14 protein-coding genes are annotated in these 17,738 nt (G+C 30.5%); 6 read left to right on the plus strand and 8 right to left on the minus strand.

Annotation, left to right across the window (positions count from 1 at the left end; genetic code table 11):
* Positions 1–259: 259 nt before the first annotated feature.
* From WHD08_RS11950 to pheS, 8 genes are all read right to left on the minus strand, one after another.
* Positions 260–655 carry a hypothetical protein gene (locus WHD08_RS11950; RefSeq protein ID WP_208890674.1) on the minus strand — a complete coding sequence of 132 codons (396 nt, stop codon included), beginning with the start codon at positions 653–655 and terminating at the stop codon, positions 260–262.
* A 9-nt stretch (positions 656–664) separates the two neighbouring features.
* A complete protein-coding gene (locus tag WHD08_RS11955; RefSeq protein WP_208890673.1) occupies positions 665–1,261 on the minus strand; it encodes a TetR/AcrR family transcriptional regulator in 597 nt (198 codons plus the stop codon).
* Between the two features lie 9 nt (positions 1,262–1,270).
* A complete protein-coding gene (locus WHD08_RS11960; protein ID WP_208890672.1) occupies positions 1,271–2,689 on the minus strand; it encodes an efflux transporter outer membrane subunit in 1,419 nt (472 codons plus the stop codon).
* Position 2,690: 1 nt separating this feature from the next.
* The gene (locus WHD08_RS11965) at positions 2,691–5,837 is read right to left on the minus strand and encodes an efflux RND transporter permease subunit (protein ID WP_208890671.1); all 3,147 of its coding nucleotides are present in this window, start codon (positions 5,835–5,837) and stop codon (positions 2,691–2,693) included.
* 22 nt (positions 5,838–5,859) lie between these two features.
* Entirely contained in the window at positions 5,860–6,993 is a 1,134-nt protein-coding gene (locus tag WHD08_RS11970) for an efflux RND transporter periplasmic adaptor subunit (protein WP_208890670.1), read from the minus strand.
* Between the two features lie 13 nt (positions 6,994–7,006).
* Positions 7,007–7,510: a GbsR/MarR family transcriptional regulator gene (locus tag WHD08_RS11975; RefSeq protein ID WP_165731356.1), complete on the minus strand. Its 504-nt coding sequence runs from the start codon at positions 7,508–7,510 to the stop codon at positions 7,007–7,009.
* Positions 7,511–7,761: 251 nt separating this feature from the next.
* Positions 7,762–8,019: a hypothetical protein gene (locus tag WHD08_RS11980; RefSeq protein WP_165731355.1), complete on the minus strand. Its 258-nt coding sequence runs from the start codon at positions 8,017–8,019 to the stop codon at positions 7,762–7,764.
* Positions 8,020–8,094: 75 nt separating this feature from the next.
* Positions 8,095–9,114: a phenylalanine--tRNA ligase subunit alpha gene (pheS, locus tag WHD08_RS11985; RefSeq protein ID WP_165731354.1), complete on the minus strand. Its 1,020-nt coding sequence runs from the start codon at positions 9,112–9,114 to the stop codon at positions 8,095–8,097.
* Between the two features lie 134 nt (positions 9,115–9,248).
* Here pheS and WHD08_RS11990 point away from each other — a divergent pair, with 134 nt between their 5' ends.
* The 6 genes from WHD08_RS11990 (at position 9,249) to WHD08_RS12015 (ending at position 17,698) form a co-directional block, all read left to right on the plus strand.
* Positions 9,249–12,281: a PEP/pyruvate-binding domain-containing protein gene (locus WHD08_RS11990; RefSeq protein ID WP_208890669.1), complete on the plus strand. Its 3,033-nt coding sequence runs from the start codon at positions 9,249–9,251 to the stop codon at positions 12,279–12,281.
* Between the two features lie 176 nt (positions 12,282–12,457).
* The gene (gene gdhA, locus WHD08_RS11995; RefSeq protein WP_208890668.1) at positions 12,458–13,795 is read left to right on the plus strand and encodes an NADP-specific glutamate dehydrogenase; all 1,338 of its coding nucleotides are present in this window, start codon (positions 12,458–12,460) and stop codon (positions 13,793–13,795) included.
* A gap of 361 nt (positions 13,796–14,156) precedes the next feature.
* Complete coding sequence (gdhA, locus tag WHD08_RS12000; protein ID WP_422894389.1) at positions 14,157–15,512, plus strand: NADP-specific glutamate dehydrogenase; 1,356 nt, start codon at positions 14,157–14,159, stop codon at positions 15,510–15,512.
* A gap of 85 nt (positions 15,513–15,597) precedes the next feature.
* On the plus strand, positions 15,598–16,221 hold the full coding sequence (locus tag WHD08_RS12005; RefSeq protein ID WP_208890667.1) for a LysE family translocator: 624 nt from the start codon (positions 15,598–15,600) through the stop codon (positions 16,219–16,221).
* A gap of 81 nt (positions 16,222–16,302) precedes the next feature.
* A complete protein-coding gene (locus WHD08_RS12010) occupies positions 16,303–16,848 on the plus strand; it encodes a glutamate dehydrogenase (RefSeq protein ID WP_244183318.1) in 546 nt (181 codons plus the stop codon).
* A 7-nt stretch (positions 16,849–16,855) separates the two neighbouring features.
* The gene (locus WHD08_RS12015) at positions 16,856–17,698 is read left to right on the plus strand and encodes an alpha/beta hydrolase family protein (protein ID WP_208890666.1); all 843 of its coding nucleotides are present in this window, start codon (positions 16,856–16,858) and stop codon (positions 17,696–17,698) included.
* Positions 17,699–17,738 lie beyond the last annotated feature (40 nt).

Genomic DNA, 17,738 nt, shown 5'->3' on the forward strand with positions numbered 1-17,738 from the left:
TTTAATTGAATCTAATTACACTCAATAACCACACAGTTTGTCATTTCGAAAAGAGCTTTTTTAAGTATTTCGACTACGCTCAATATAAACTTATGAGAAACCTGATAATGATTGTTCCCTTTTTTGTTATCAATACTATAATATTATTTTTAACGTCGAAGTAATAAGTTTAAAAGTTTTTCGAATTCTTCATTAAAATAAAAAACCTCTTTAAATTTTAAAACTTAAAGAGGTTGATAAATATATATGAAATATCTTTTTACTCAGCTAAAATACCACGTTTTTTAATGGAATCAATCATACGTAAAGCACCTTCTTTAATGGTGTTTTCTTTAAAGAGAAAGGTCTTTTCATACAACGTATTTCCTTCAAAAAAAGTAACCTGAAAACGATTGTTTAATTTGAACAACTCTGGTTGAATAAATTCAATTTTAGCAAAAGAATTTGCAGGAAGTTTGTCTAATTTTTTACGGAATAATGACGTTATTTTAGTTTCAGAAAAACCTTGTGTAACAACAACCATCATTTCTAAATCAACATTTTTATTATTGATGATGTACACATTCCAATCGTTGGTTTTATAAATATCATTGTATTCATAAGCGATTGCCATTTCTACATCGGTAACTTCTGGTATTTGAATGTCTTTTTTCATAAAAAATAATCAAGAAAATAATTTGTTTTTGTCTTTGTAATTTGGTGTAATTACACCTTTTAAATTATTTACAATAAGGTGTTTAAAAACACTTTCTATACCGTATTTATCAAAAAGATTTATAGGGTCAAAAACTAAGATTTTTAGTTTTGTAAAATACAAATCGCAAAACAAATTGATATTTAAATTTTTGCAAATATACTCTTTTTCTATAGCCTCTTCTAGTAAAGGTTTTAAGTTGGTTTTTATAAAATTGACTTTAAAATCAATAAAAACAGCATCTGCTTTGTGATGATATTTTTTAATTCCATATAAAAAAGTCGGTTGAAAATAGTCTAAATACTGAAAATTTACTTTTTGAATTAAAATTATTTTTTCAATTGGATCTTCTGTCTTTTTTAGAATTTTATCTATTTCGTGTAGGTATTTTTCAATAATAAAACGAACCCCTTTAGAAATGAGTTCGTCTTTAGTTTTAAAGTGTTTGTAAATGGTTTTTTTAGAAATACCAAGTTCGGAAGCGAGCTCGTTCATAGAAAAACGCTTGCTTCCAAACTTGATGAAATTTGTAATAGAACATTCTATAAGTTCTTGTTTACTAACCATTTTAAGTTATTATTTTAAACCACCACCCAAAGCTTCGTATAAGTTTACAACAGATTGCAACTGTTGTAATCTACTACCAATTACTTTAATTTCTGAGTTTAAGGCACTTTGTCTAGCTGTTAATAAGTCTAAATAAGTAGCATAACCATTCTTTAATAATTCATCAGAATTTTTCTCTGCTTTACGCAAAGCTTCCACTTCATTTTTTAAGAATTCGTACTTTTTATTTTCAGAATTAAAAGAGTATAAAGCATTTGAAACTTCGTTACCTGCAACTAATAAAGTCTTTTTAAAATTTAAAAGTGCTTGTTCTTGTTGTGCAATAGCAACTTCTTTTTGCGTTTTTAGCTTACGCTTATTAAAAATTGGTTGTGTTAAACCACCAACTATATTTGCAAATAAAGAGTTTGCATTAAATAATTTATCTAATTCTAAACTTTGCAATCCGCCAGCAGCGGTTAACGTTAAAGAAGGATATAAACTACTTCTAGCAACATTTGTCAATTCGAAAGCACTTATTAAGTTATATTCAGCAGCAATTACATCTGGTCTGTTACTTAGTAATTCTGAAGCAAAACCTAATTTCATTTCAGTGGTTATAGTTTGGTCTTCTAAACTACTTCTTTCCACTTCCTGAGGTGTTTTTCCCAATAAAATACTTAATGTATTTTCTGCTCTAAATAGCGCAACTTCTAAATCTACTTCTAATGCTTTCGCATTGTTGTATTGTGCAATATTTTGATCTACTGCAACCTGATTTGTTAATCCTGCTTCTTTTAAAGCCTTAATAGTTTCTACCCCTTTTTCTCTTGTTTTAATAGATGTTTTGGTAATTTCTAACTGCGCATCTAAAGCTAAAATACTGTAATAAGTAGCTGCAATACTAGAAATCAATTGTGTTTTTACAGCTTGATGACCGGCAACACTTTGTAAATAGGCTGCTTGCGTTGCACGTTTATTGCTTCGTATTTTTCCCCAAATATCTGCTTCCCAAGAAAGTGATGCAGTAATATCCCATTGATCTGTAGAAGTATCTGTTAAAAACGCCCCAAATTGGGTGTTTTTAGATAATTCTTGATGTGTAAGGTTAGGACCAACACTTAAAGAAGGTAAATAACCAGATTTTCCTTGTTTAGCATATGCTTCTGCTGCAACTATTTGTTGAATAGCAATACGAATGTCCATATTGTTTTGCAAGCCTTCTTCTATATATTGTTGCAAATAGGTATCTGTAAACAATGTTTTCCAAGATACATCTGCCATAGATATACTATCTGATGGCAAATTATCTGTTCTGTACAAGTTTTCTGTTTCTGTAACTTCTGGTCTTGTGTACTCTTTAGCAACAAAACAACTTTGTAACGTTAAAGCCATAACAGCTATAACGACTCCTTTTTGAAGGTTTCTTTTTTTTATAATTGATATCATCTTATGCTTCTTCATTTTGTTCAGAAATAACTGCTGGTTTACTAGAAACTTTTTCTTGTAACCATTGAAATAATATAAATAGTATCGGAATTACAAAGACTCCTAAAATGGTTCCTATCAACATCCCTCCAACGGCACCTGTACCGATAGAATTGTTTCCTTCAGACCCAACTCCTTTTGCTAATACTAATGGCATTAAACCAAGTATAAAGGCAAATGAGGTCATTAAAATAGGACGTAAACGAGATTTTGCTCCATGTATAGCTGCATCAGAAATACTTTCTCCATTTTTACGTCTTTGTAGCGCAAACTCCACAATTAATATGGCGTTCTTGGCGAGTAGACCAATTAGCATGATTAAAGCAATTTGGAAATAAATGTTGTTTTCTAATCCAAAAAACCAGGTACTTATATAGGCTCCGAATACACCAAAAGGAAGTGATAATACTACTGCAAATGGTAATAAATAACTTTCATATTGTGCACTTAATAAGAAATACACGAATAAAATACTTAATGCAAAAATAAATATAGTTTGGCTCCCCGCACTTACTTCTTCTCTTGTTAAACCAGAATATGCAATGGTGTAGTTACTTGGTAACTTTGCAACTTCTTCTTCAATAACTCTAATGGCATCACCAGTACTATAACCTTCGTTTGTTGCACCTGTTAGGGTAGTAGAATTAAATAAGTTGAAACGCGTTACCGATTGTGGCCCATATACACGTTCTAATTTTACAAACTGTGTAATTGGTGTCATTTCACCAGAGTTTGTTCTAACATACATACTATTTAAATCATCTACGGTTGCTCTATCATCTGGTAAAGCTTGAATATATACTCTAAATTGTTTTCCGAATTTTGAGAAATCTGAAGCATATATACCTCCAATATAACCTTGCAATGTTGAGAAAATACTATTAATAGGCACTCCTTTTTCTTTTGCTAAAGGCACATTAATTTCCATTTCATATTGTGGATAATTTGTACTAAAAGAAGATTGTGCATATTTAATTTCTGGATGACTCATTAAAGCCATTGCAAATTCTTTATTTGCTTTGTCTAAGTCTTTAAATTCACCTCCAAATTTATCTAGTAAATTTACTTCAAAACCTGCAGAGTTACCAAAACCTCTAATACTTGGTGGCGAGAAGAAAATAATATTTGCTTCTGGTATGGTAGCTGCAATTCCAAATAATTTACCTGTAATTGCTTGTACAGAAGTAGAAGGATCTTCACGTTCTCCCCAATCTGCTAATTTTATAATACCAAAACCGTAATTACTACCAGCTCCACTAATTAAACTTCTACCTTTAATAAAGTTTACAGCAACAATACCTTCAATACCATTTATTTTACTGTACAAATCTTTAGCTACTGCATTTGTTCTATCTAAAGAAGCACCTGCAGGTAACTCAATATTTGCAAAAAGAATTCCTCTATCTTCATTAGGTACAAAACCTGTTGGTGTTTGTTCTGATGCCCAAAAAATTCCAACAATAGCTAGTACTAATAATAAACCAGATACCCATTTTCTTTTGTATAAGAAATGTAGTGATTTACCATATCTATCAATAGTTGCGTTAAATCCTCTATTAAACAGCGTGTAAAAACGCTTTAAAGGACTTTTACCTTTAATTTCTTCATCTTCTTTATGTGGTTTTAATAATAAAGCACATAATGCCGGACTTAAAGTTAATGCGTTTACTGCAGAAATAAGGATTGCAATAATTAAAGTAACACCAAATTGTTCATAAAAAACACCTGTTGGTCCAGAGATAAAAGTTACCGGAATAAATACAGCTGCCATTACTAAAGTAATAGATATAATTGCCCCAGAAATTTCATTCATGGCAGTTAAAGTTGCTTTTTTAGCACTCTTTTCTCCTTCATCTAATTTGGCATGTACGGCTTCTACAACCACAATGGCATCATCCACTACAATACCAATGGCAAGTACCAATGCAAATAGTGTTAATAAGTTAATTGAGTATCCAAAAACATTCAAGAAAAAGAAGGTACCAATAATAGAAACTGGTACAGCTATCGCTGGAATTAAGGTGGATCTAAAATCTTGCAAGAAGATAAATACCACTAAGAACACTAATAAAAAGGCTTCTAACAACGTGCTAATTACTTTTTCTATAGATGCATTTAAAAACAAACTTGTATCATAAGGAACAAAAACATCTAATCCTTCTGGTAAGTCTTTTTTTGCCTCTTCTAAGGTTTCTTTAATGTTTTCAATAATTACTTTTGCATTAGAACCTTTTGTTTGAAAAATCCCCATAAAAACTGCAGGATTTCCTTTACTCATTGCGTTAGACGCATAAGATTGTGCGTCTAATTCAATTTCTGCAACATCGTTTAAACGAAGAAATTGTCCGTTTCCTAATGCTTTTATAATAACATCTCCATATTGTTTTTCTTCTTTAAAACGACCACTATAGGTTAATGTATATGAAAATGATTCTCCACTATTTTCACCTAAAGAACCTGCAGCTGCTTCTAAATTTTGTTCTGCTAAGGCTGCTGTAATATCTGAAGGGATTAAATTATAAGCTGCTAATTTTTCTGGTTTTAACCAGATTCTCATAGCATAATCTTGTTGAGAGAATACACTAACATCTCCAACACCACTAATACGCTGAATAGCAGGAATTACGTTTATTTTTAAATAATTCTGAATAAAAGTAGCGTCGTAATTGTCGCTTTCAGAATACATAGAAATAAACATTAAAGCACTTGTTTCTTGCTTTTGAGTAGTTACACCTGTTTGTACAACCTCTGCAGGTAACAATGGTGTTGCTCTAGCTACACGGTTTTGAACGTTTACTGCAGCAATATCTGCATCTATTTCTTGATTAAAATAAACAGTTATTTCTGCTGTACCTGTGTTAGATGCAGTAGAGGTAATGTAGGTCATACCTTCTACACCATTAATTTGCTCTTCAATAGGTATAATTACACTTTCTAAAACTGTTTCTGCGTTGGCTCCGGCATAAGAGGCAATTACCTTTATGGTTGGTGGAGCAATATCTGGGTATTCTTCTATTGGTAGGCTTGTAACGCTTATAATTCCAAGCAAAACAATGATAATAGAAATTACGGTTGAAAGAACGGGTCTTTCAATAAATGTTTTTAACATAACTAAATAAGTTTATGGTTTGCTAGTTTTTAAATAAAGTTTCTACAGGTTTAATTGCATCATTAAAAGGAGTGTCTTGTGGTGTAATAACGGTACCACTTCTTAATTTACCAACCCCAGATACTACAATCTTATCTTTTAAATTGATTCCAGATTCAACTACATATAAATTTCCTACTGCTGCTTTTACTTTAATAATTGAAGTTTCTGCTTTGTTATCTTCTCCTACTTTAAACAACATAATATTTCCTTGTTGTTCATAAGTTGCTTGTTGTGGAACAACAATTGCATTTTCGAAAACAGTTGGAATTTGAATTTTACCACTATTTCCATTGGTTAATAGTTGATTAGGATTGTTAAAAACAGCTCTTAAACTAACAGTACCTGTATTTTTATTTACTTGTCCTGTACTTGTTTCTATTTTACCTTTTTCTGCATACGTGCTTCCGTTTGCCAATACCAAATTGATTTCAGCATAATTTGCCAATTTTTCTTCTAAGTTTTTACCTTCTGCATTTTGTAAAAAGTCTAAATATTCACTTTCGTTTAAACTAAAAAAGGCATATACTTTACTAATATCACTCACGGTTGTTAATGGAGTTGGATCTGCTGGACTTACCAATGCGCCTTCTCTATAATTAATAGCACCTACATAACCATCTACTTGACTTCTAATAGTTCCGTAAGCGATACTTGCAGAAACACTACTATAGTTTGCTTTGGCTTGTGCTAAATTTGCTTTCGCAGTTTCTAATTGAACCGAACTAATAATATTTTTTTCTACTAACGGTACTAATTTGTTCACTTCTACTTGTGCAACATTAATACGCGCTTTTGCTGCACCAGCATCTTGACTTAAAGACTGTGTTTCTAGTCTAAATAATACTTGGCCTTTACGTACTTTCTGACCTTCGTCTACCATTACTTTTTGAATGTATCCAGATACTTTTGCTCTAACAGCACTGTTTACAACTCCTTCTAAACTTGTTGGGTATTCATTAAAACTTGTAACAGTTTTAGGTTGCATGGTAACTACAGGAAAAGAAGGTGCAGGACCTTGTGCTGCTGCGGCTGCTGGTTGCTCTTTGTTGGTGCAACTTGCAACTACTAAAAATACTCCTAGTGATAGTAATGATAATAATTTATAATGTTTCATTTTTTGTCTTGGTTTAAATATCGAATTTATGGTTGGCTATTTTAGTTTTTAATTCTTCTACAGAGGTTGTTGCTCCGTCTATAAATTTTATATAATCATCGTGAAAATTTAGATCGAACTTTTCTTCCTTATTTTCAATTTTATTCTTGTTTATAGTTTCTTTGTAATTTTTTATTTCTAGATGCATTTCACGCTCTTCTTTCCATTTATCTATCATACTATCTATATGCTGAAGAACCATTCCTTTATTAATGATAAAATATTTTTTACGATCACCTGTTTTTGTGAAATACACTATTTTATGTAAATCTTGTAAATGATTAAGGTGTGTAGAAATGGTGCTTTTACTTGCACAAAGTATGGTGACCATATCTTCAAAAGTGACTCCTTTTTTACCTGTTAAGATGATGTAAGCTAAAATACGAGCTGCAACTGGAGCTAATTGTTCTCTGTCTTCTAAATGCACACCTAGTTTTTCAACCAAGTCCATTTTTATTTTACAGATTTCTTCTTTCATTTTATTTGCTTTAAGACTGTTTTTGAAGTTCAATTATTCATTTTCAGTCAAATTCTTTGCAAAGATATATTTTTAGTTCGGAACAAACCGAACTTAACGAAGTTAATTTTTTGTTAAAGGAAAAAGCCGATAGTTATATCGGCTTTAAATTTTGTAATATGTAAGTTTGGAATGTGTTTATTATCCGCTAAAAGCGGATAAAGGTCTAGATAATAAGCTTTTTTAAAAATTTTTCTTTTGTAACTATAGAATTACCAAAGTTTATAAAACTCTTCTTTAGAGATTGCATCTCCATCACATTCATCTATGGTTAATGTGCCTTCGCACAAACCACCAAACTCATCTTCTAGATGATCTTCATTATATTTAGTAACTTTTTCGTTTTTGTAAACCGTAATTTGTTTTAAAACTTCGTCTGCATCATTGGTTTCAAAATACCAAGTTGAGGTTCCCCAATCTGCATATTCATCATCTCTTTCTTCGTCCCAAAATTGTGTAAAGTATTTCATTATCTAAATTATTTTTTACTATTAAAATTCACAATACCGATTATACAAACTTGTTAACTCTTTCCTTGTTAGGTTTTATAAAACAGATTTAAACTGTTCTAAGAAACGTTTATCGTTTTCATAAAACATTCTAATATCAGGAATTTGGTATAACAACATGGCAATACGTTCTATTCCCATTCCAAAAGCATAACCAGAATATTTTGTTGGATCTATGTTTGCATTTTTCAATACATTAGGGTCTACCATTCCGCATCCCATAATTTCTAACCAACCGGTACCTTTTGTAATTTTATAATCTGTTTCTGTTTCTAATCCCCAATAAATATCTACCTCTGCACTTGGCTCTGTAAAAGGGAAATAAGAAGGACGCAAACGTATTTTAGATTTACCAAACATCTCTTTTGTAAAGTACAAAAGGGTTTGTTTTAAATCGGCAAAAGAAACATCTGTATCAATATACAAACCTTCTACTTGATGAAAAATACAATGTGCTCTTGCAGAAATATCTTCATTTCTAAAAACTCTACCTGGAGAAATTGTTCTTATCGGTGGTTTATTTTCTTCCATATATCGTACCTGTACAGAAGATGTATGTGTACGTAGTAAAATATCTGGATCTTGTTCTATAAAAAACGTGTCTTGCATGTCTCTTGCCGGGTGATATTCTGGCAAGTTTAAAGCTGTAAAGTTGTGCCAGTCATCTTCTATTTCTGGACCTTCAGAAACGGTAAAACCAATTCTATTAAAAACATCAATAATTTGGTTTCTTACCAATGAAATTGGATGACGAGAACCCAAATTAATAGGCTCTGAAGGGCGTGATAAGTCTCCATAAAAAGATTTATTACTCTTAGCACTGTCTAAAGACTCGCTTAACTCGGCAACTTTTCCTTCTGCAGATTTTTTTAAATTATTTAATGCTTGTCCAAAATCTTTACGCAATTCTGCGTCTACATTTTTAAATTCAGCAAATAAATCCTTAAGTAAGCCTTTGCTACCTAGGTATTTAATTCTAAAAGTTTCAACTTCTTCTTTTGTGGTTGCGTTAAATGACTTTACATCACCAATCAGTTCTTTTACTTTATCTAACATTACATACTAAATTAGGTCGCGAATTTACACATTTTTATTTTTGTTGAATCTAATTTTTGGCTGAATACTTGTAATATATTAATGTTCTAAACTAGAAAATTAATATATTGTAAATTATATAAAACAGCATAATAATGAAAGAAAATATCTTATCTAATTTAAAAACATATGCATTTAAAGAGGTAACTTTTGATAAATTAATGCAAAATAGGATTAATAAGGTATTAATAGTTTGTTCTAACTACGATTTTTATATGCTTGAGGAAGATGGTAGAATTGAAGAACGAATTTTTAATGAATACACTTCTTTAAACCTAAGGCATCCACCAAATTTTATTCATGCAAATTCTGCAAAGAGAGCAATTAAAATGATGGAGACTCATCAAATAGACATTGTTATTACTTGGTTAGATATTGGTAATTATAATGCTTTTGAAACATCAAAAAAAATTAAAGAAGCTTTTCCTGATGTTCCTATTGCAGCTTTAAGTCATCATTCTTCTCAATTGAGAAGTAAGCTACAAAAAGAAAATACAGATAGTATAGATTTTGTTTTTCATTGGAATGGTAATGCAGACATATTTTTGGCAATTATTAAGTTAACCGAAGATAGAATGAATGCAGAAACGGATATTAATACGATTGGTGTTAAAGCTATTTTATTGGTAGAAGATTCACTGAAGTTTTATTCTAGATATATTCCGCTTATTTATAAAATTCTCCTTAAACAAACGCAAGGGTTAATGTCTGAAGGATTAAACGAGCATAGAAAAATGCTGTTAATGCGAGGGAGACCAAAAATTTTATTAGCCACTACTTTTGAGGAAGGTATTGATTTGTTTGATACCTACAAAGAAAATTTACTAGGTGTAATATCTGATGTTAATTACTTTAAAGACGGAGTTAGAAACAAAGAAGCAGGTTTTTTATTATTAGATTATGTAAGAAAATACAAACGTTATTTTCCTTTTTTAATGCAATCATCTAATGAAAATAATGAGAGGCGAACGTTAGAATTGAAAGGTAAATTTTTATATAAACATTCAGAAACTTTAGGTGTTGATATTAAAAATTATATTATAAAATACTTTGCTTTTGGAGATTTCGAGTTTTGGGATCCTACTCAAATGAAAGTTTTAGCAACAGCCAAAGATTTAGGTGAATTTCAAAAAGCTATAAAGAATGTTTCTGAAGATTGTTTGATGTATCACGCAAAAAGAAGTGAGTTTTCTAAATGGTTAAAATCTAGAGCACTGTTTCCTTTAGCAGATTTATTGAGCGTTATAGAATATGATGAATTTGAAAACAATGGTCAAATAAGAGATTTCTTACTTAATTCTATTAAGGCATATTTAGTTTACAGATCTAGAGGTGTAATTGTAAAGTTTAATAAAGATAAATACGATGAGTTTGTTGGTTATGCAAGAATAGGAGAAGGTGCTTTAGGAGGTAAAGCAAGAGGTTTGGCTTTTATAGATTCCTTTTTAAAACGGAATAATTTATATAACAAATATAAAAACGTAAGCATTACCATACCAAGAACTGTTGTAATAAGTACAGAGGTTTTTGATCAGTTTATAGAAACCCATAAACTAATAAAATTTGCAGCAAAATGTACAGATGATGATAAAATATTACACGAATTTATTTCTAAAGATTTACCAGAATGGGCTTTAGAAGATATTAGAGCATTTTTAAAAACCACTACTTGTCCTATTGCAGTGCGTTCCTCTAGTATGTTAGAGGACTCAAATTATCAGCCTTTTGCAGGTGTTTTTGCAACCTACATGATTCCGAATTCTGAAATAAACAAAAAAGTTGAAATGGTTGCTAATGCAATTAAATCTGTTATAGCATCTGCTTTTTTTGAAAACAGTAAATTGTATTTAAAAGCAATATCACATACTATAGAAGAAGATAAAATGGCTGTAATTTTACAAGAAGTTATTGGTAAGCCATATCAAGATGTATATTATCCAAATATTTCTGGAGTAGCACGTTCTATTAATTTTTATCCCATTGGAGATGAAAAGGCAAGTGAAGGAATTGCAAATATTGCTCTAGGTTTAGGGGAAATAATTGTGGGTGGCGGACAAACATTACGTTTTTCACCATCTTATCCCAAAAAAATATTACAACTATCTTCTCCCGGCTCCACACAAAGAGAAACGCAACAGTATTTTTATGGTTTAGATTTGAATCCGGATAGTTATAAAGTTTCCACTTGTGAAGCCATCAATAAAAAGAAGGTAACGATTAGAAAAGCAGAAAATCACGGGTCTTTAAAGTTTGTCGCATCTACCTATGATTTACAAAATAATATGATTAGACCAGGTGTAATGCAAGATGGTATTCGAGTAATTACGTTCGATAATATTTTAAAATACAATACGTTTCCATTGCCAGAAATTTTACAAGAACTCTTACGTGTTGGGCAACGAGAAATGAGAAGCCCTATAGAAATAGAATTTGCTGTAAAGTTAGATGTTCCTGCAGGTAAACCAAAAGAATTTAGCTTTTTGCAGATAAGGCCCATTATAGAAAGTATGGAAACCGTAAGTAAATTACCTGAAAATTTAGATATTTCTGAAACTATCATTTATTCTGAATCTGCTTTAGGAAATGGTAAATATGAAAACATTTGTGATGTAGTTTATGTAAAGCCAGAAACGTTTAATTCGGCAAATACAAGAGATATTGCAAGTGCCGTTGAAGAAATTAATAAAAAATTTGTAGCACTAGACAAACCCTATATTTTAGTGGGACCTGGGCGTTGGGGATCTAGCGATTCTTGGTTAGGTATTCCAGTACTTTGGTCTCAAATTTCTGCAGCAAAAATAATAGTTGAGTCCGGTTTAAATGATTTTAGAATAGACCCGAGTCAAGGAACTCATTTTTTTCAAAATTTAACATCTTTTAAAGTAGGGTATTTAACCATCAATCCGTTTATAAAAGATGGCTTTTTTGATGTTGATTACTTAAACGAACAAGAAGCAGATTTTGAAGATTCTTTTTTAAGGCATATTTCTTTTAAAAATGACCTTACTGTTATTATTGATGGAGAAAATAATAAAGCAGCTATTTTTAAAGAAGGTATCTCTTTGGAAAACAGTACTTCAAATATAGAAGAATCATTTGAAGAATTGCCTCCAGAAGGATTTATGTAAAATGTATATTTTATAAAAAAACACTTCAAATAAATGAATTAATATTCAAATTCTTAGAAAAGAGATAAAATATTGTTAATTATCAAAAAACATGCTGAAAATTTTATTTTAAAATCAATTTTAAAATGTATTTTTGAAGTATAAGTTATTCAATAAAAATTACTAATTATACCATTATGAATGTAAAAGAAATTTTAACAAATTTGGAAACAAAACACCCTGGTGAAAAAGAATATTTACAGGCTGTTAAAGAGGTTTTAGAGTCTATTGAGACAATTTATAATGAAAATCCACAATACGAAGCCGCTAAAATTATTGAACGTTTAGTAGAACCAGATAGAATTTTAACCTTTAGAATTTCTTGGATTGATGATGCAGGACAGGTTCAGGTAAATATTGGGCATAGAGTGCAATTTAACAATGCCATAGGTCCATACAAAGGAGGTATTCGCTTACACCCAAGTGTAAATTTAAGTATTTTAAAGTTTTTAGGATTCGAGCAAATATTTAAAAATGCCTTAACAACACTACCAATGGGAGGTGGAAAAGGTGGTTCTGACTTTAATCCAAAAGGAAAATCGGATACCGAAATTATGCGTTTTTGCCAAGCATTTATGCTAGAGTTATGGAGAATGATTGGACCAAGTACAGATGTACCAGCTGGAGATATTGGGACAGGTGGTAGAGAAATTGGGTTTATGTATGGTATGTATAAAAAATTACAACAAGAACATACAGGTGTTTTTACAGGAAAAGGTTTAAACTGGGGAGGAAGCTTAATAAGACCTGAAGCAACAGGTTTTGGTGGAGTTTACTTTACAAAAGAAATATTAGAAACTAAAAATGATAATTTTAAAGGTAAAACAGTAGCGCTTTCTGGTTTTGGAAACGTAACGTGGGGTGTGGCTTTAAAAATTACAGAATTAGGCGGAAAAGTAGTTACAATTTCTGGTCCTGATGGATATATTTACGATGAAAAAGGGTTAGATGATGATAAAATTAGTTACTTATTACAGTTAAGAGCATCTAATAATGATATTGTTTCTCCGTATGCAATTGAGTTTCCAGAAGCAAAGTTTTATCCTAATGAAAAGCCATGGAGTGTAAAATGTGATATTGCAATGCCTTGTGCTACTCAAAATGAATTAAATGGAGAAGATGCCTTAAAATTAGTTGCAAATGGCGTGCAATATGTTGCAGAAGTTTCTAATATGGGTTGTACTCCAGAAGCTGTTCATGCATTTCATGATGCTAAAATTTTATACGCACCTGGTAAAGCAGTAAATGCTGGTGGAGTTGGAGTTTCTGGTTTAGAAATGTCTCAAAATGCAATGAAACTAAACTGGACTAAAGATGAAGTAGATGAAAAATTACATCAAATAATGCATTCAATTCATACAGCTTGTTTAATATACGGAACAGAAGAAGATGGCTATGTAAATTATGTAAAAGGAGCAAATATTGCTGGTTTTATTAAAGTAGCAGATTCTATGTTAGATTTAGGAGTTGTATAAAAATAAATAAATTAAATACTAAAGCGCATCAATTTTATTGATGCGTTTTTTTTTTGCTTTTTGTAGAAATAATATTTTATGTATGCTATTGAATGTAAGAGAATTATAAAACGTAAAAGAGCTGGGTTTTTACAGATTTTAACTCAGTAATGTTTGTCTTTTAAAATGAATTTATAAAGTAGTAAAAGCAGTAAAATAAAGGGATAATAAGAAGGTTTATAAAGATTAAATAAATTTTATTGAAGGCTAATAGTTTTAATTTCAATCAAGTTAGATTCATAAGTTTGATTCTCTTAAGTTTTACTAAAACTTAAATATAACTTATATTTGCTATCGTTAAATTTTTATAAAATTCAAAAAAATGCTTACAAAGATAGAGTCCAAAATAGAAGATTTCATGCAGTTGGTTGAAAAAAGAAACAGCCATGAACCTGAATTTTTACAAGCAGTAAAAGAAGTTGCAGAAACGTTAATTCCTTTTATTCTTGAAAATAAAAAATATTACGGTAAAAATCTTTTATTAAGAATGGTAGAACCTGAAAGATTAATTTCTTTTAGAGTAACATGGACAGATGATGATGGAGAAATAAGAGTTAATAGAGGGTATAGAGTTCAAATGAATTCTGCTATTGGACCTTATAAAGGTGGTTTAAGATTTCACCCTTCTGTAAATGCAAGTATTTTAAAATTTTTGGCTTTTGAACAAGTGTTTAAAAACTCTTTAACAACATTACCAATGGGTGGTGGTAAAGGTGGTTCTGATTTTGATCCGAAAGGAAAATCTGATCGTGAGATTATGAGTTTTTGTCAGAATTTTATGAGTGAATTACAAAAACATATTGGACCAAATACAGATGTGCCAGCAGGAGATATTGGAGTTGGAGCAAGAGAAATAGGGTATTTGTTTGGAATGTATAAAAAATTAAGAACAGAATTTACTGGTATTTTAACAGGAAAAGGGATTGAATATGGTGGCTCACTAATAAGACCAGAAGCTACAGGTTACGGAACTGTATATTTTGCAGCATCTATGTTAAAACTTAAAAACGACTCTTTTAAAGGTAAGAATGTAGTGATTTCTGGATCTGGAAATGTTGCACAATATGCTGCTGAAAAATCTATTGAATTTGGAGCAAAAGTATTAACGCTTTCAGATTCTGGAGGATATATTTATGATGAAGATGGTATTGATACAGAAAAGTTAAACCATGTGATGTATCTTAAAAATGAAAAGCGTGGTAGAATTAGCGAATATTTAGAAAAATATCCAAATGCAAAGTATTTTAAAGGAGAAAGACCTTGGTCTGTTAAATGTGATATTGCATTGCCATGTGCAACTCAAAATGAGTTAAATGGTGAGGAAGCAAAAACATTAATTAACAACGGTTGTATGTGTGTTACTGAGGGGGCAAATATGCCTTCTACACCAGAGGCTGTTCATGAATATCAAAAAGCAAAAATCTTATTTGCTCCAGGAAAAGCATCTAATGCTGGTGGTGTTGCAACTTCTGGTTTAGAAATGAGTCAAAATTCATTAAGATTAAACTGGTCTAGAGAAAAAGTAGAGGAAAGGTTAAAAGAAATCATGCAAAAAATACATGATTCTTGTGTAGAATATGGTAAAAATGAAGATGGATCTGTAGATTATATAAAAGGAGCAAATATTGCTGGTTTTGTAAAAGTTGCAGATGCAATGTTAGCACAAGGTGTAGTTTAATAGAACTCTTATAAGTTATAATATAAATGAAACGCGTCAATTTTTTGACGCGTTTTTTTGTTTATTTGCCTATATAAAACAATTTATGAGCTTTTTAATTTTTATTTTCTTAGGTTTCGGTGTTGCTATTTTAGGTAGTATAACACCTAGTTTTTTAAACTTAACAGTCGTTAAATTCAGTCTAAGGAATGGAAAAAAAGCAGCTTTTTATCTTATTGGAGGGTATGCTACCGTTTTATTTTTTCAAGCCAATATAGGTGCTTATTTATCGAGTATTTTAATGGAAAACTCAGAATACATAACCTTATTACAAAAAATAGGTACAGGTATTCTCTTGCTGCTATCTATTAACTTTTTTAGATTGTATTTTACATCAAAAGAAAAGAAGGTAAAAGAAGAAATACCTAAATCTAAAGCCTATTTACATGGTATTGGAATGTCTCTTTTAAATACCATTGCAATTCCGTTTTATTTTACAACTATTTCTATTTTAATAGGGGTAGAATACTTTGAATATTCTTATTTAAATGGATTTTATTTTTCAATTGGTTCTACAATTGGTTCTTTTACACTATATTCATTGTATGCTATTATTGCTAAAAATATTGAACACAAACTAACTTTTATTGCTTCTAAAATGGATTTTATTTTAGGTAGTTTAACAGGTGTAGTTGCGGTAGGAAACTTTGTTTTTCTACTTTACAAATAATTTATTTTGAATATCTTTTTACTCTTTTTCTTCGGGTTTATTTTTTCTTTCGCTGGTTCTATAACGCCAAGTATGTTAAATATGACTGCGTTAAAAATTAGCTTAGAAAAAGGGAAATTAGCAGCTAATAAATATGCATTCGGAGTTTCTTTAATTATCATTCCTCAGGTGATAATAGCGGTTGTTTTAACCAAATACATTGCGCAAAACCCTACCATTTTAGATACTTTAGAAAAAGCAGGAATCGTTGTTTTTATAGCTTTATCTTATTATTTTTATAATGAATCAAAAAAAGGGAAAATAAAAATTGATGAGGTAAATATCAAAGAAATAAATCCCCTACTAACTGGTATTTCACTATCTGTTTTAAACATGTTTGGCATTCCTTTTTTTAGTGGAACCATTATTACGTTGGATGTTTTTAAGTTGTTTAGTTTTGATACTGTTTCTGTACTATTTTTTACGTTAGGATCTGTTTTAGGAACATTTTATATCCTATTTTTATACGGGAAATTTGCAAAAGTAATTCAACAGAAAACAGGGAAACTCACAAAAGATATCAATCTAATTTTATCCATAATAACAGGTTTAGTAGCTGTTTTTACATTTATAAAACTATTTATTTAAAGAGAATATGAAAATTTTAAAAAACTTAATCGTTCAAGGAAAACACAGTAAAGCTATTGTTGCAGATGTTTTTTACAAAGAGAATCATCAACCAAAAAAAGTAGTTATTTTCTGTCATGGGTACAAAGGTTTTAAAGATTGGGGAGCTTGGAATTTAATGGCGGAAGCGTTTGCAGAAGCAGGTTTTTTCTTTATAAAATTCAACTTTTCTCATAACGGAGGTACCGCTGAAAACCCTATAGATTTTCCGGATTTAGAAGCTTTTGGAAATAATAATTATACCAAAGAACTAGACGATTTAGAAAGTGTTATGGATTGGATTTCATCCGAAGAAAAATATAAAAATGAAGTTGAAATAAATGATATTTCAATAATCGGACATAGTAGAGGTGGCGGAATTGTATTGCTAAAAGCAAATGAAGATGCAAGAGTAAAAAAAGTAATTTCCTTAGCTGCAGTGTGCGATTTTGGCTCTAGAAGCTCAACCATTGGCGATTTAGAGAACTGGAAAAAAACAGGTGTTAAATACGTTTTAAATGGACGAACAAAACAGAATATGCCGCATTTCTATCAGTTTTATTTAGATTTTAAAGAAAACGAAGAGCGTTTAAATATTCAGAAAGCGGTAGAAAATTTAAAAATTCCACAGTTAATAATTCACGGAGATAAAGATACCTCTGTTTCTATAGATGAAGGTAAAAATATACATTCTTGGAATGCTGAAAGTCAATTTGAAGTTATTAAAAATGCAGATCATGTTTTTAATGTTTCTCATCCTTGGAAAAAAGAAAACATGTCTAAAGAATTAGAAGAGGTAACTGAAAATTGTATCGATTTTTTGAAAAAATAAATCTACAAAGTATTTCCTTGTAGATTTATTTTAGGGTACT

Origin of the sequence: Polaribacter sejongensis, from assembly GCF_038024065.1 — a bacterium.
Taxonomy (GTDB): domain Bacteria; phylum Bacteroidota; class Bacteroidia; order Flavobacteriales; family Flavobacteriaceae; genus Polaribacter; species Polaribacter sejongensis.